The 13,699-nt window shown below is 76.0% G+C and carries 13 protein-coding genes and 3 pseudogenes; 3 read left to right on the forward strand and 13 right to left on the reverse strand.

The genetic code is table 11. The features are described 5' to 3' along the window. Positions 1 to 92 precede the first annotated feature (92 nt). Together AB0L40_RS21695 and chvE are read left to right on the forward strand one after the other, a co-directional pair. A complete protein-coding gene (locus tag AB0L40_RS21695) occupies positions 93 to 500 on the forward strand; it encodes a hypothetical protein (RefSeq protein ID WP_364359588.1) in 408 nt (135 codons plus the stop codon). Between the two features lie 231 nt (positions 501 to 731). Next, positions 732 to 1,853 (forward strand): annotated as a pseudogene (gene chvE / locus AB0L40_RS21700) (multiple monosaccharide ABC transporter substrate-binding protein); the annotation flags it as partial. 57 nt (positions 1,854 to 1,910) lie between these two features. Here chvE and AB0L40_RS21705 read toward each other — a convergent pair. Further along, a pseudogene (locus AB0L40_RS21705) lies at positions 1,911 to 2,936 on the reverse strand (MFS transporter); the annotation flags it as partial. A 91-nt stretch (positions 2,937 to 3,027) separates the two neighbouring features. On the opposite strand from AB0L40_RS21705, the gene AB0L40_RS21710 reads away from it, so the two are divergent. Then, positions 3,028 to 3,528: a helix-turn-helix domain-containing protein gene (locus AB0L40_RS21710; protein ID WP_364359556.1), complete on the forward strand. Its 501-nt coding sequence runs from the start codon at positions 3,028 to 3,030 to the stop codon at positions 3,526 to 3,528. A gap of 274 nt (positions 3,529 to 3,802) precedes the next feature. Here the strand turns inward: AB0L40_RS21710 and AB0L40_RS21715 are convergent, their stop codons facing one another. The 12 genes and pseudogenes from AB0L40_RS21715 to AB0L40_RS21770 all read right to left on the reverse strand — a co-directional run. Then, positions 3,803 to 4,954: a glycosyltransferase gene (locus AB0L40_RS21715; protein ID WP_364359559.1), complete on the reverse strand. Its 1,152-nt coding sequence runs from the start codon at positions 4,952 to 4,954 to the stop codon at positions 3,803 to 3,805. Beyond that, positions 4,951 to 6,588, reverse strand: a complete 1,638-nt coding sequence (gene mpaP, locus AB0L40_RS21720; protein WP_364359562.1) for a daptide biosynthesis intramembrane metalloprotease — start codon at positions 6,586 to 6,588, stop codon at positions 4,951 to 4,953. The genes AB0L40_RS21715 and mpaP overlap by 4 nt, the downstream gene beginning before the upstream one ends. After that, positions 6,585 to 7,334, reverse strand: coding sequence for a hypothetical protein (locus tag AB0L40_RS21725; protein WP_364359565.1), 750 nt, complete (start codon positions 7,332 to 7,334; stop codon positions 6,585 to 6,587). Before AB0L40_RS21725 ends, mpaP begins: the two co-directional genes overlap by 4 nt. Continuing rightward, positions 7,331 to 8,062, reverse strand: a complete 732-nt coding sequence (locus tag AB0L40_RS21730) for an ATP-binding cassette domain-containing protein (protein ID WP_364359568.1) — start codon at positions 8,060 to 8,062, stop codon at positions 7,331 to 7,333. The genes AB0L40_RS21725 and AB0L40_RS21730 overlap by 4 nt, the downstream gene beginning before the upstream one ends. Then, positions 8,059 to 8,247, reverse strand: coding sequence for a hypothetical protein (locus tag AB0L40_RS21735; RefSeq protein WP_364359570.1), 189 nt, complete (start codon positions 8,245 to 8,247; stop codon positions 8,059 to 8,061). The genes AB0L40_RS21730 and AB0L40_RS21735 overlap by 4 nt, the downstream gene beginning before the upstream one ends. A gap of 126 nt (positions 8,248 to 8,373) precedes the next feature. Continuing rightward, on the reverse strand, positions 8,374 to 8,562 hold the full coding sequence (locus AB0L40_RS21740) for a hypothetical protein (protein WP_364359573.1): 189 nt from the start codon (positions 8,560 to 8,562) through the stop codon (positions 8,374 to 8,376). Between the two features lie 47 nt (positions 8,563 to 8,609). Next, positions 8,610 to 8,819, reverse strand: coding sequence for a daptide-type RiPP (locus AB0L40_RS21745; protein WP_364359576.1), 210 nt, complete (start codon positions 8,817 to 8,819; stop codon positions 8,610 to 8,612). A gap of 55 nt (positions 8,820 to 8,874) precedes the next feature. Beyond that, positions 8,875 to 10,200, reverse strand: a complete 1,326-nt coding sequence (locus tag AB0L40_RS21750) for a YcaO-like family protein (protein ID WP_364359578.1) — start codon at positions 10,198 to 10,200, stop codon at positions 8,875 to 8,877. Next, on the reverse strand, positions 10,197 to 11,339 hold the full coding sequence (locus AB0L40_RS21755; protein ID WP_364359580.1) for an iron-containing alcohol dehydrogenase: 1,143 nt from the start codon (positions 11,337 to 11,339) through the stop codon (positions 10,197 to 10,199). Before AB0L40_RS21755 ends, AB0L40_RS21750 begins: the two co-directional genes overlap by 4 nt. Beyond that, complete coding sequence (locus tag AB0L40_RS21760; protein ID WP_364359582.1) at positions 11,336 to 12,592, reverse strand: aminotransferase class III-fold pyridoxal phosphate-dependent enzyme; 1,257 nt, start codon at positions 12,590 to 12,592, stop codon at positions 11,336 to 11,338. Before AB0L40_RS21760 ends, AB0L40_RS21755 begins: the two co-directional genes overlap by 4 nt. Next, positions 12,589 to 13,455, reverse strand: coding sequence for a daptide-type RiPP biosynthesis methyltransferase (gene mpaM, locus AB0L40_RS21765; RefSeq protein ID WP_364359585.1), 867 nt, complete (start codon positions 13,453 to 13,455; stop codon positions 12,589 to 12,591). Before mpaM ends, AB0L40_RS21760 begins: the two co-directional genes overlap by 4 nt. Beyond that, positions 13,452 to 13,699 (reverse strand): annotated as a pseudogene (locus AB0L40_RS21770) (hypothetical protein); the annotation flags it as partial. The gene mpaM and the pseudogene AB0L40_RS21770, both read right to left, overlap by 4 nt.

Genomic DNA, 13,699 nt, shown 5'->3' on the forward strand with positions numbered 1-13,699 from the left:
CTGTCGCGGACGAGCGACACCTTCGACGGACCGGCGGACAACGCGTGACGCGCGCCTACCTCGACCCGGGTCCGCATCCGCCGGCGCCTCCCGTGCCCGCGTGGGAGGGCCCTCCGGACGACTCGGAGCCGCTGCTGGCCATGCTCCGCTCGACGATCACCAACGAACAGGCCGCGGAGCAACTGCGCGAGTTCCTTCAGGCTCGGCTGCTGGTAGCCATCAGCCCCCGGTTCGGCGATGATCCCGCCGCAGCGGGCGTACGTCCTGCTGGGCGGGGGCATCGCCAGGCTCGGAAGCCCGGTCACCTCGCGGCCTTGGCTTCACCGCGCCGCATGCCCAGCGTCCGGGAGCCGGGACCTTGTCGCACGGAACAAAATACCGGTGGTCAGATTGGTGTCGGCTCCATAGCCCAGGTCACCCATCGACAGCGACACTGTGACGTGCCCAGGGCGACCCCGCCCTCGCATGTGGGAATTTGGTGCTTTCTGTTGGGCAACTGAAGTCGCCGGCCCGCGCGGCCCGCTTCCGGCCCTGACGTCAGAAGCGATGCCGAATCACGACGGCGCGCTTTCCACATCGGTGACCCGTCCCGATGATCAGGCCTTTTTGCAGCCCGGGCGGCTGATCGCGCACTCGAAATGTCGCCGCAACTTACCTGTCCGTAAATGTTTACTTGTGATCGATCATGCTAGAAGATGTCTCACAGCCCCTCAAACTGGCAGGAGAAAGCGATGAAATTTGTCCGATTCGCGGCTACGGTCTCGGCCGTGACGCTGGCGGCCGCCCTCGCGGCATGCGGCTCGTCGGAGAAGACCTCGGAGAAGGAGGCCGGCAGCACTGACAACGCCGGCGCGCTGATCGGTGTGACCATGCCGACCCGTTCCTCGGAGCGCTGGGTCAGCGACGGTGACAATGTCAAGAAGCAGCTCGAGGCGATGGGTTACAAGGTCGACCTGCAGTACGCCGAGGACAACATCCCGACTCAGACCCAGCAGCTGGACAACCAGATCACCAAGGGCGCGAAGCTGCTGATCATCGCGTCGATCGACGGCACCGCGATCACCACGCAGTTGGAGAACGCGAAGGCCGCGAACATCCCGGTCATCGCCTACGACCGCCTGATCCGGGACAGCCCGAACGTGGACTACTACGCCACCTTCGACAACTTCAAGGTCGGTGTGCAGCAGGCCACCTCGCTGCTGACCGGTCTGAAGGTGCTGAACGCGGACGGCAGCCCGGGCACGGCGAAGGGCCCGCTGAACATCGAGTTGTTCGCCGGTTCGCCGGACGACAACAACGCGACGTTCTTCTTCAACGGTGCGATGAGTGTGCTGCAGCCGCAGATCGACAAGGGTGTGCTGGTCGTGAAGAGCGGTCAGACCCAGTTCGAGAAGGCGGCGATTCTGCGCTGGCAGCCGAAGGTTGCGCAGGAGCGGATGGAGAACCTGCTGACCTCCACCTACAAGGGTGGTGTGAAGGTCGATGGTGTGCTGTCGCCGTATGACGGTCTGTCGATCGGTATTCTCTCGGCGCTCAAGTCGAGTGGTTACGGCACCAGCGCGCAGCCGTACCCGATCGTCACCGGTCAGGACGCCGAGGTTGCCTCGGTGAAGTCGATCATCGCGGGTGAGCAGTACTCCACCATCTACAAGGACACCCGTGAGCTGGCCAAGACCACCGTCGCGATGGCGGACGCGGTGCTGAAGGGCCAGACTCCGGAGACCAACAACACCAAGGACTACGACAACGGCAAGAAGGTCGTCCCGTCCATGCTGTTGGAGTCGGTCATCGTCGACAAGAGCAACTACCAGAAGGTGCTCGTCGACAGCGGCTACTACACGGCCGACCAGCTGAACCAGCCGCCACAGCCACCAGCCGACGCCGAGAGCGAACACCACGTTGCCGAGGACCGCCGTCGGCCCCTGACCGATGCGGGACGACACGCGCCCCGAGTTGACGGCGACGATCGTCGCGAGCAGCGGGCCGGGCGCGAGCGACAGCCCGGCGACCAGGACCGAGTCGCCCCACGGGCCGGTCAGCAGCAGCACGCCCTCCAGCAGCATGGCCGCGAAGGCGACGGAGAACAGGAGGGCGCTGAGCGTCGCGAGCGCGAACGTCCGCGAGCGGAAGAGGGCCAGGTCGAGCACCGGCGCGTGGGCACGGTCGACGTGGCGCGAGCGGCGGACGACGCCGGCGAGCAGGACGACGCCCAGGACGAGCAGGCCGATCGTGCGGACGCTCCCCCACCCGCGGTCGGGCGCCTCGACGAGCGCCCAGCAGATGGCGCCGACGCCGGCGACGAGCCCCACCGTGCCGATGGCGTCGGGGAGGCGGCGGTCCTCCTCGTTGCGCGACTCCCGCAGCGCCCGCCGGCCCGCGGCGATCGCGGCGAGCCCGAACGGCAGGTTGACGAGGAAGACCCAGCGCCACGAGAGCGTCACGAGCAGGCCCCCGACGGGCGGGCCGAGCGCCGCCGCCGCGCCGCCGATGCCGGCCCACGCGCCGATCGCGTTGGCGCGGCGCTCCGGCGGGAACGCGTCGAGCAGCAGCGCCAGCGAGCTCGGCATCAGCAGCGCGGCGCCGACGGCCTGGACGACGCGGAAGGCCACCAGGGACGGCACCGACCACGCGGCGCCACACGCGGCCGAGGCGAGGACGAAGACCCCGAGGCCGACGAGGAAGACCTGCCTGCGCCCGAGGCGGTCGGCGAGGATGCCCGCGGGCACCAGCAGCGCCGCGAAGACGATCGCGTAGGCGTTGAGCACCCACGAGAGCGCTGCGACGGACGAGCCCGGGAAGCTGCGCCCGACGTCCGGGAACGCGATGTTGACGATGAAGAGGTCGAGGCTGACGAGGAAGACCGCCGCCGCGACGATCAGCAGCACGCGCCCGGGCGCGGCCTCCGGCCGGTCCGGACCCCGATTCACGGACGACACGACGGGCTCTCAAGTTGCTTCATGCGACTCACGGTAGCAGCGCCCGTCGGAGTCAGTCGGTTCACGCAACCATCGGTGGTACGCTTCGGCTGTGCTGCATCGCGACTACGACACCCAGATCTGCTCGGTCGCGCGGTCGCTCGAGGTCGTCGGGGAGCGCTGGACGCTGCTCCTCGTGCGCAGCGTGATGCTCGGCGTCCGCCGCTTCGACGATCTCCAGGCGCACACCGGCGTCACGCGCAGCGTGCTGACCGCCCGGCTGCGCCGGCTGGTCGACGAGGGCGTGCTGGAGCGCCGCCCCTACCAGGACCGCCCGCCGCGCTACGAGTACGTGTTGACGGAGAAGGGCGCGGGCCTGTGGACCGTCGTCGAGCACCTGCGCCAGTGGGGCGACGAGCACTACCCCGAGCCTGGCGGTCCCCCGCGCCTGATCGAGCACCGCGACTGCGGCGGCCACCCGGACCGCCACCTGCGCTGCGACCGCTGCGGCGCATCACTGGAGATGCGCGACGTCCGTGCCCTGCCGGGCCCGGGCCTCGCCGCCCGGGGGATCGAGCAGGTCCCCGGCGAGCCGGTGCCGACCTCGGGCTGAGTGGTCCGCGCCGACGCGGGCCACCGCCCGCCGTGCGCCGCCGTGCGCCGACCGCCGCGGCCCCCACGAGTCGCAGCCAGCGCCGGCAACACCGGTCGCGGCCACCGCATTCCCCGCGGGTCGTCGCCACCGCGGGTCGTCGCCATCGCGGGTCGCCGCCACCACGAGTCGCGGCCGCCACGGGTCGCCGCCGCCACGGGTCGCCGCCGCCACGGGTCGTCGCCATCGCGGGTCGTCGCCATCGCGGGTCGCCGCCACCACGAGTCGCGGCCGGCTACACCGGCAAGGCGGTCGCCCCGTCCACCGCGGCCCGCAGCACGTCGAGCTGCCGACGCTGCGTGCGGCGCGCCAGGGTCACGACGCGCCGGGCGTGGGCCGGCCGCGCGCAGGGCAGGACGCGCACGAGCGCGGGACCGGCGCCGACCGGGGCGACGCGCACGTCGCCCCACGGCGCCGGCGCGTCGGCGAGCGCCTCCCGCACGAGTCCCGGGACGTCGGCGGGGAGCCCTTCCGCGGGGGAGACGAGGTCGTCGGACTCCAGCAGTCGGGCGTACCAGTCGCCGAGGTCGGCCGCCGCCGCCTCGCGGGCGCGCGTGGCCGTCGCTGCGGAGCCCAGGGCGTCGAGTGCGCGCTTCGCCGCGTCCGCGTCGGGGAGGCGGGCGAGCGCCTGGGTGCAGCTCCAGCCCATGCGGTGGCGTCGGCTGCCCGGGTCCTCCGCGAGCACGACGGTGCGGCGCGTGCTCGTGGCCGGGTGGTGCCCCGCGTCGGCGAGGCGGAGCCACAGATCCCAGTCCTCCAGGCCGCGCGGGTCCTCCCACCAGCCGCCGACGTCCGCGACGAGGGCACGGCGGTGGGCCGTGCGGCTCGGCTCGAAGAGCGGGCCCGCCAGCTGCAGCTCCGGGTGCCAGACGAGGTCCAGGGCGGTCGTGGCCCGTCCCGGCGTCCCGTCGGGGCCCACCCGGTCCGCCCCGACGCAGGCCCACGACGCCCCGCCGTCGAGGAGCCCGCCGAGCGTGGCGAGGTGCTCGGGTCGGGCGACGTCGTCGTGGTCGAGGTAGGCGACGTAGCGGCCGCGCGCCTCGCGCAGACCGACGTTGCGCGGCCCACCGGGATGACCATGGCGGGCGGTGCGCACGAGCCGGCAGCGCGGCTCGCCGGCCGCGAACGCGGCGACCACGTCGTCCGTGTCGTCGTCGGAGCCGTCGGAGACGACGAGCAGCTCCCACGAGCGCTCGCTCTGGGACGCAACCGACCGCAGGGTCGGCAGGATCGCGACCCCGCGGTCCACCGTCGGCACCACCACGGTGAACCGCGGGGCGTCACGCCTGCCGGCGTCCGCGGCGGCGGGGGCCGACGCCGTCCCGGCCGCGCCCGTCGTCCCGGCCGCGCCCGCCTCCGACGCCGCCCCGGCCGCGCGGCCGCTCACCGCAGCGGTCCCAGCACCACGTCCTCGAGTGCCCGCCACGCGGGCCGCTCGCCGGCGTCGATGGTGGCGGTGCCGGCGTCGCGGGCGCCGGCCGGCAAGGCGGTGTCGTCCAGCGCCACCGTCGGGGCGCTGATCGGCAGGTCGACGTCGAGGAACGTCGCCGCGGCGTAGGGGACCTCGTCGTCGCGTGGTGTGCCCGCGGCGATCGTCCCATCCGAGAGCGCCTCGGCGCGCACGATCCCGCGGCGCTCGAGGGTGACGGAACGTCCGGGCCGCGCCGCGTCGACGGCGGCGTCCGACGGCAGCACCAGGCGCACGCCGTCGGCCGTGCGGACGTAGCCGGCGGGAACGGCCTGCGGCAGCGGCGCCGACGCGAACGCGGCGACGACCGCCACGCCGAGCGCGGCCAGCGCCCCGATGCGCCACGCGGGCGCCCCGGCCCGACGGGCCCGCGAGGCGGCACGCAGCGCGGAGGCCACGAGCCACCAGGCGCCCACGAGCACGATCAGGCTGCCCATCCACGTCCCGACGGCCCCGAGGTTGCGCAGCGTCGTCGTCCACAGCAGGACGCCGGTGAGCACGAGATAGACGGGGGCGAGCGTGCAGGCCAGGCCGTACCACGGGACCCAACGCCCGGCGACCCGCTGCGCCCGCGGCGTGCCGAGCAGGCGGTGGGCGACCGCGTGACGGGTCTCGCGCATCGCGTCGCGCCGGAGGTACGGGTGGTCGAGGGCGCTCATCAGCGCGATGTAGCCGTCGAGCTTGACGAACGGGACGGCGTTGACGACGGCCTGGACGTAGCAGAGCAGGGCGAACAGGAGCGCGACCCACGAGACCGCACCGCTGGTCGCCAGCGCGACCGCGGCGCCGAGCGCGCCGAGGGTCGTCTGCACCACCGGCCCGGCGAGCGCGACGGCCACGCGGTCGCTGCGCCGCGGCAGACGCCAGGCGTCCGAGACGTCGCAGAAGAACGCGGGCATGAGGTAGAAGAGCATCACGCCGAGGCGGCTCGGTCGGCCGCCGGACGCCACGAGGGCCGCGCCGTGCGCGAACTCGTGCACGGTCGTCGCCGCGATCAGCAGGCCGACCAGCGCGGCGAGCGCCCCGAGCCCGGGCGGCTGCGCCAGGGCGTCGCCGATCGCGCCGGTCTGTGCCGCCAGCAGCGCGAGACCGGCGACCGCCAGCGTCAACGCGGCGATCGCGGTCGCGCGGCGCGGGATCGCCCGCAGCAGCCCGGCCACCGGGCGCAGCGCGCGCTCGGGATCCAGCAGCGTGAGCTGCACCGTCAGCGGCCGCACGTAGCGGAGCCTCCGGCGTCGCGGCGCCGGGCGCGTCTGCGACTCCAGCAGCTCCATCTCGCCGAAGCGGTCGGCGGTCGAGCGGACGAGCTCCGGGGTCCACGGCGGGCCCAGGCGCTCGGCGAGCTCGGACGGTCGGCGAGCGACGTCGAGGGCGTCGAGCAGCCGGGCGGCGTCGTGGCCGAGGCGCAGGTAGTCGCCCTCGGCGGTCTGGACCACGGCGGGCGCGCCGTCGCCGAGCGTGACGGCGACGGCCGGGTCCCGTCGCGCGACCGGCCCGTCCTCCGGGGCGACGGCCTCCCGGGCCTCGGGGCCCTCCAACGTCGCGACGCTCACGCGGCCCCGCCCATCGGGACGTCGCTGCGGCGGCGCACGCCGACGGCGACCGCGGCAGCCGCCGCGATCCAGGCGATCGCGACCACGATGCCGGCGCCGAGCGGCAGCGTGTCGTAGCCCGTCTCGCCGTAGATGGCGCCCAGGGCGTTGCCGAACAGCAGGTCGAACGGCGTGGACGCGAGCGTCACGAGCCCCGGCTCGAGCAGCAGCATCTGCAGGACCACGACCGCGACGGCGATGGTCGTGCGGGGCAGCAGCGCGCCGAGCGCGGTGCCCCAGAGCGCGGCGAGCACGTTGACCGCCACGACGCCCACGATCGCGCCGGCGACGGTGCCGGAGACGGCGAACGTCACGCCCTGGCCCGGCAGCAGCAGGGCGGCGCAGAGCGTCGCGACGCCGGCCCCGACGAGGCCGAAGACGAGCCCGACGACCGCGGCCACGGTGGCCTTGGCCCCGAGCAGCTCGCGCCAGGACGGACGGGCGAGCCAGGCGCGGGCGCCGTCGCCGGACTGCAGCTCGCCGCTGACGGCGACGGCCCCGAAGAGCGCCGCGAAGAGGCAGAGCGAGAAGCCGTTGCGCACGAGCGCCAGCACGGCCTCCTCGTCCGTCGCCCACTTGCCGTCCCCGGCCTGCTGGGCGAACCCGACGTCGGAGATCACGAGGAACACGGCGCCGAGGAGCAGCAGCGCGACGGCGGCGCGGGTGTAGCGGAGCCGCAGCAGCTCCGCCGAGATCAGACGCTTCATGCCGGCATCTCCTCCATCCGGTCGGGGTGCACGAGCTCGACGTAGCGGTCCTCGAGGCTCGCGGTGCCGCGCGTCAGCTCGCCGAGCGGGCCCGCGAAGCGCACCGTGCGATCGAGGACGACGACGTCGTCCACGGCCTGCTCGAGCTCGGCGAGGTGGTGGCTGGCGATGAGGACGGTGCGTCCCTCGGCGGCGAAGCCGCGCAGCAGCCGGCGGACCCAGCGCACGCCGTCGGGATCCAGCCCGTTGGTCGGCTCGTCGAGGACCAGCAGCTCGGGGTCGGTCAGGAGGGCGGTGGCCAGGGCCAGGCGCTGGCGCATGCCCGTCGAGTAGTTCTTGATGCGCCGCCGCAGCGCGGTGCGGTCGAGGCCGACGGTCGCGCCCAGCCGCTCGAGCCGCGCGTGCTCCACCCCGAGGCGCGCGGCCGCGATGCGCAGGTGCTGCTCGCCGCGCAGTCGCGGCTGGGCCCCCAGGCCGTCCATCGTGACCCCGACGCGCCGCGGTCCGTCGGGCACGTCGGGGTAGGCCGCGCCGAACACCCGGGCGCTGCCGGAGGTCGCCGCGACGAGCCCGAGCAGGCCGCGCAGGCAGGTCGACTTGCCGGCGCCGTTGCGGCCGACGAGGCCGGTGACCCGGCCGGAGCCGGCGGAGAAGCTGACGTCGTCCGCGGCGACGACGTCGCCGTAGCGGCGCGTGAACCCGTCGAACGCGACGGTCGGCGCGCTCATCCGTCGACACCCGCCCGGGTCCAGACGGCGCCCGCCGCGAGCACCGCGACGCTGGCGACGACGACGATCCAGGCGACGGTGCCGCCCAGGGCAGGCATGACGAAGCCGTTGACGAGCACGAGCACGACGGCGAGCGCGAGGAGCGCGAGACCGCGGCTGCGGGTGTCGGAAGTGTTGGTGTCCATGTCCATCCTCCAGGTCGTGCGATACACGGGAGCTGCGGGGGCAGCGGAACCGCCGACCCCGCCGCGCACGAGGCGCGGCGGGGTCGGGGCGTGGAGCTTCGGACCTCGCCCGGTAGGGCGCGGGCCTCAGGTGAACGCGATGGCGCCCCCCGTGGCGGCGGCGTAGCCGACGACGGCCGCGCCGGCCGTGGCGCCGACGGCCAGGCCGGCCTTGACGCCGTCCCAGAAGTCCGGCGCCTCCAGGGGCTCGAGCTCGTCGACCCGCAGGTCGAGCGGGCGGACGTCGAACGCGTCAGCGGTGGTGCTGATGGTCATGTGATCTCCTCGGTGGTGGTTCGTGCGATGGCGGTGAAGCGCGGGGCCTAGGTGAAGGCGACCGCACCCCACACGACGCCGTAGCCGATGACGGTCCCGGCGCCGACGCCGGCCGCCGTGTCCCAGAACCCGGGCGCCTCGAGCGCCTCGAGCTCGGTGACGGCCAGGTCGAGGCCGTCCGGGCCCGCGGCGAGGGCCGCCCGGTCGAACCCGTCGACGCCGTGCGTCGGGCTGGTGATGGTGTCGTGCTGCATCATGGATCTCCTCCTTCGGGGTGTGATCGATCTGCGCGGGCGTCCGCGCACCGGTCCCTCAGACGAGGGGGTGCGGTGCGCCTACGGCACCGCTGAGCGCGGGGTCATGAGTCAGTCCTGTCCGGTCGTGGGTGGAGCGCACGCGGTCGGTCAGCCACGTGCTCGTGAGTCGCTCGTTCAGACGCAGGGGCTGGAGCCCCGGGACGAGCACCCGCGCGACGTGCCAGCCCATCGCGCGGATCTCGGCGGGCAGCCGGTCGCCCAGGTCGCAGACGAGCGGGCGCCCGCCGTCCGCGACGACCGCCGCCAGGGCGCCGGCCAGCGAGAGCGGCGCGGGCGCGGAGGGCAGCGTGACGGCGTCCGTCGAGCGCCAGGCGTCGACCCATCCGGCGAGCGCCGCGCGGCCGGGGTCGGAGACGAGCCAGCGGGCGCGGGCGACGTCGTCGTCGATCGGGGCGGGTGCGACGCCGGCCGGATCGGGGGCCCCGCCGGTCGGGTCGAGCTCGGTCCCCTCGGCGTCGGCGCCCTCGGGCCCGTCTCCGGCGGGAGCGTCCCGGCAGAGGCCCAGGAGCTGGCGGAGCTGGAACGCCTCCTGCAGGGCGCCGAGCAGCGCGGCGGACGGCTCGTCGGTGAGCTTCACACCGAGGCCGGAGACCACGCCGTCGGCGGCGCGCAGGGCGACGAGGACGACGGGGCGATCGGGCAGCGCGGTGGGCACCGTGGCGGCGACGACCTCGACGCGGAGGGCGTCGGCGGCGCGCAGCAGCGCGCGCAGCCGGCGGGCGGAGCGGCCCGGGGCGGCGTCCGAGACGTCCGGCACCACGGTGCGGCGGGGCACCGCGCCCGCGCTCCACGCGCACTGCACCGCGTCCCGCTCGACGATCTCGTAGAGCGCGTTGCGGACGGCGTGCTCGAGGTCCCCGCCGGCGGCGGCCCCCGAGGGCCCGACGTCGACGCCGGGCTCGCGGGCCGGCCGGTCGTCGACCAGGGCCCGCGGCACCGCCACGATCCGGCCCGTCGCCGCGTCCGTGGCCGGGACGGTGTCCAGCGGCGTCACGCCCGCCGGCCACCACGCGGTCATCGCGGGCGGACCCGGCGTCGCCAGCCGCCGGTCCAGCCCGGGCAGCGTCGCGGCGCGGACGGGGCCGCCGGCCCGCAGGGCGAACCGCTCGACGGCCTCGCCGGCCCCGCGCAGGAGCGCATCGGCGGGGGAGACGCCCAGCGCGCCCACGAGGTGGAGCGTGAAGGCGCCGGCGTCCCCGCGCCGGTCGCCGAGGTCCGCAGCGGCCGTCCACATGGGCCGCTCGGGCGCGTCCGGGGCGAGCACGTGCGAGGACGTCACGACGCCGGCGTCGGGATCGAGGGTGCGGCGCGCATCGATCATGCCGCGACCGCCCGGTGCGGCACGGGGGTGGAGGGCGCGTCGTCCGTGCCCGGCCCGGTCGCGGGCCGCGCGTCGTGCGTGCCCGGCCCGGGCGGCAGCGCGTCCCGGAGCAGCTCGAGCACGTCGGCGTGCCGGAGCCCGGCGAGCGCCGGCAGCCCGCCGCCCCAGGCGCGGACGGTGCGCCGCGCGAGGGCTTCGAGGTCGACGGGCGGCAGCGCGTCGGGCATGGCGCGCCACGCGGTCAGGCGCTCGCGTGGAGCGGACGCGTCGTGGGGATCCGCCCCGATCGCGCGGTAGGCGCGGGCGATGGCGTCCGCCCGTCCCCAGCGCTCGTCGCCGGCCGCGGCGCGCGCCCACAGCGCGGGCAGCAGCACGGCGGTCGCGGGGATCTTCGCGATCCCGGTGACCGACGACAGCTCGTTGGCGAGGTACCAGGCGCGGTGCGAGAACGGGCTGCGCCCGCGGTGGTAGTCGCGCTCGTGGGTGGCGCCGGAGAGCAGCGCGACGGCGCGCCGCTCGTCGGCCCGCAGTCGCCGACGCGCGGCGTGGTCGGCGAGCGCGGCCAGCCGCGCGGCATCGCGCAGCGCGCGGGCGTCGCGCTGCTCGCCCGCGCCGCCCGATCCGACGTACGGCCCGATCGCCCGCAGCAGCGCCTCGACGACGCCGTGGCGCTCGAGCGCTCCGGGCAGGCCGGCGGTCGCCGCGGCCGGGCGGACGACGACGTCGGGCCGCAGCCTGTCGCCGACCGCGAGCCGCCGCTGCCCGTCGACGGTCAGGCACGCCGTCGGCGAGCACTCGCTCCCGGTGCCGAGCGTGGTCGGGACGGCGACGAGGCGCGGGCGCCGGCGTCCGGCCTCGCCCAGCGCTACGAGCCCGGAGCGGCCGGGGCGGCGCAGCACGGCCGCGGCGACCGGGTCGACGGCGACCGCGAGCCGCTTGGCGAGGTCCAGCACGCGACCGCCCCCGACCGCCCAGACGGTGTCGAACGCGGTGAGGCACCCGACGTCGGGCGCCGCATCGGCCGTCGCAGGCTCGACGGGGACGACGACGGCACCGGCCGGCACGTCGGCTGTGATCCAGGCCGGCAGCGCGCCGTCCGGCGCCACGCCGCGGTCCAGCAGCACGAGGGTGCGGGTCATGCGGCGGCTCCGGTGGGCACGCGGACGGCGTCGTCCGCGGCGGCGATCGCGACGGCGACGAGGCGTTCCAGCTCCTCGTCGGTGGACACCAGCGGCGGGACGAGCTGCAGGCCGTGCGGGGCGGGATGCAGCACGACGCCGCGGTCCAGGCCGGCCTGCACGGCGCGGCCGACGACGTCCGCACCGACGGGCGCGCCCGCGTCGTCCGTCAGCTCGAGGGAGCGGAAGAGCCCGCGCCCGACGTGACCGGACGCGCAGGGAAGCGTGGCGACGGCGTCGTCGAGCAGCGCGCCCAGGCGCGCGCCTGCGGCGGCGGCGCGGCCGACGACGTCGTCGGCGACGAAGGTCTCCAGCACGGCCTCCGCGGCGGCGGTGGCCAGCGGGTGCCCCGCACCGGTCTCGGCGTGCACGAGCACCGCGCCGGCGTCGGAGAAGCGGGTGGCGATCCCGGAGGAGACGACGACCGCAGCGCCGGGCACGGCGCCGTTCGTCAGCCCCTTCGAGAGCAGCACGAGGTCGGGGACCACCGGCCAGCGACGGTGGCCGAGGTCGACGCCGAGCCGACCGAATCCGGTCGCGACCTCGTCGGCGATCACGTGCGCGCCGGCGGCACGGGCGGCGCGCAGCGCGTCCTCCACGCCTCGCGACAGCGGTGTCGTGCCGGAGCCCAGGACCGGCTCGGCGACGACGCAGGCGACCCGGTCCCCGTGGCTGCGCAGCAGGCGCACCAGCGGCTCGGGGTCGACGGGGTCGACGAAGCGCACCTCGCGCTGGTCGATGCCGTAGAGACGCTGCAGCACGTCCTCGCCGGTGTGGGCCGCGGCCCCGAAGGTCAGGCCGTGGTACCCGCCGCGAAACGCCACGACGATGCGCCGACGGTCGTCGCCGGCCAGCGCGTGGGCCTGGCGGGAGAGCTTCACGGCGACCTCGTTCGCGGCGCCGCCCGACGTCGTCCACACGACGTGGGAGGAGCCGGGCCCCACGAGCTCGACGAGGGCGGCGGAGACGCGCTCGGCGGACGCGTGCGAGTAGCGGAAGAGCGGCAGCGCCCCGGCGGTGCGCGCCGCGCCGACGATCGCGTCGGTCACGCGCGGGTGGCCGTGGCCGAGGTTCGCGTTCCACAGGCCGCTGGTGCCGCACAGCCGCTCGCGGCCGTCGGCGAAGGCGACGCGCGTGCCGCGGGCGCCGACGGCGACGCGGTCGTCGGGGAGCCCGTCGCCGAGCGGCACGAGGGCGGGCCAGACGGCGCTCATGCGACGGCCCTCCCGAGCTCGAGCACGACGGCGTCGCCGGACGCTCCCGCCGCGGGCAGCGGGTGCCGGCCCAGGACGGCGAGCCCGGCGGCGAGCGCCTCGCGCTCCACCGTCCCCGCGGCGACCACGCCGACGATCGACCGGAGCGCGACCGGCGCGACGGGTCGCCCGTCCACGACGCTCGGCAGCACGAGCACCTCGCGGCGCGCGGCGGCGACGTCGACCCGCTCGACGAAGGTGGCGAGCAGGCCGTCCTGCGGCAGCGCGAGGAGCTCGACGGCCTCCTCGTCGGCGGTGGGCGCCGCGACGTGGGCGGAGACGAGCAGCCGACCGTCGGGGGCCAGGGCGGCGGCGACGCTGGCGAGCAGTCGCGCGCGGCCGACGGCGGGCAGCAGCGAGATCGAGGTCGCGCCGAGCACGACGAGGGCCGTGCCGTCCGGCAGGTCGGTCGTGGTCGCGTCGTCCCGTCGCAGCACGACGCGCCGGGCGATCGCGTCGGGGGCCGCGGCCAGCCGGTCGGCGAGCAGGCCGAGCATCGCCGGGGCGGTGTCGACGGCGAGCACCGAGGAGGCCCGGGCGGCGAGCGCGAGCGTGAAGCGCCCGGAGCCGGCCGCGAGGTCGACGACCGGGCCGCGAGCCCGAGCCCGACGCGCGAGCCGGGCGACGAGCGCCACCTCGGCGGTGTCGCGGGCGGCGACGGCGTCGTAGACCCGCGCGCCGAGCGGCCCGTAGAGGTCCTCCTGCGGCAGCGCCGCGGCGGCCGCGAGGGCCTGGCCGAACAGCGACGGGGCAGCGGACCGGGCGGCGGACGGGGCCTCTGCGGCGCCCGACGGGCGGGTGGTCGTGGTGGTGACCGCGGTCATCCGTCGGCCACCGGCAGCGTGAGCCCCGCCCCGGAGAGTCCGGTCCGGACCTGCGCGATCGCGGCAGCGGCGGTTCCCGGATCCACGCCGAGCTCGTCGGCCACCCGCGATGCGGCGGCCGGCGCCGTGCCGGTCGCCGCCAGGGCGTCGACGACGACGGCGGCGTCGGGTCCGATCGCGACGCGCCGGGCCCCGTCCGCGCCGGCGACGACGGCGCCCTGCGGGCCGTGCAGCAGCACGGGCC

The organism is Patulibacter sp. NPDC049589 (assembly GCF_040675535.1).
In the GTDB taxonomy this organism is placed as follows: Bacteria; Actinomycetota; Thermoleophilia; order Solirubrobacterales; family Solirubrobacteraceae; genus Patulibacter.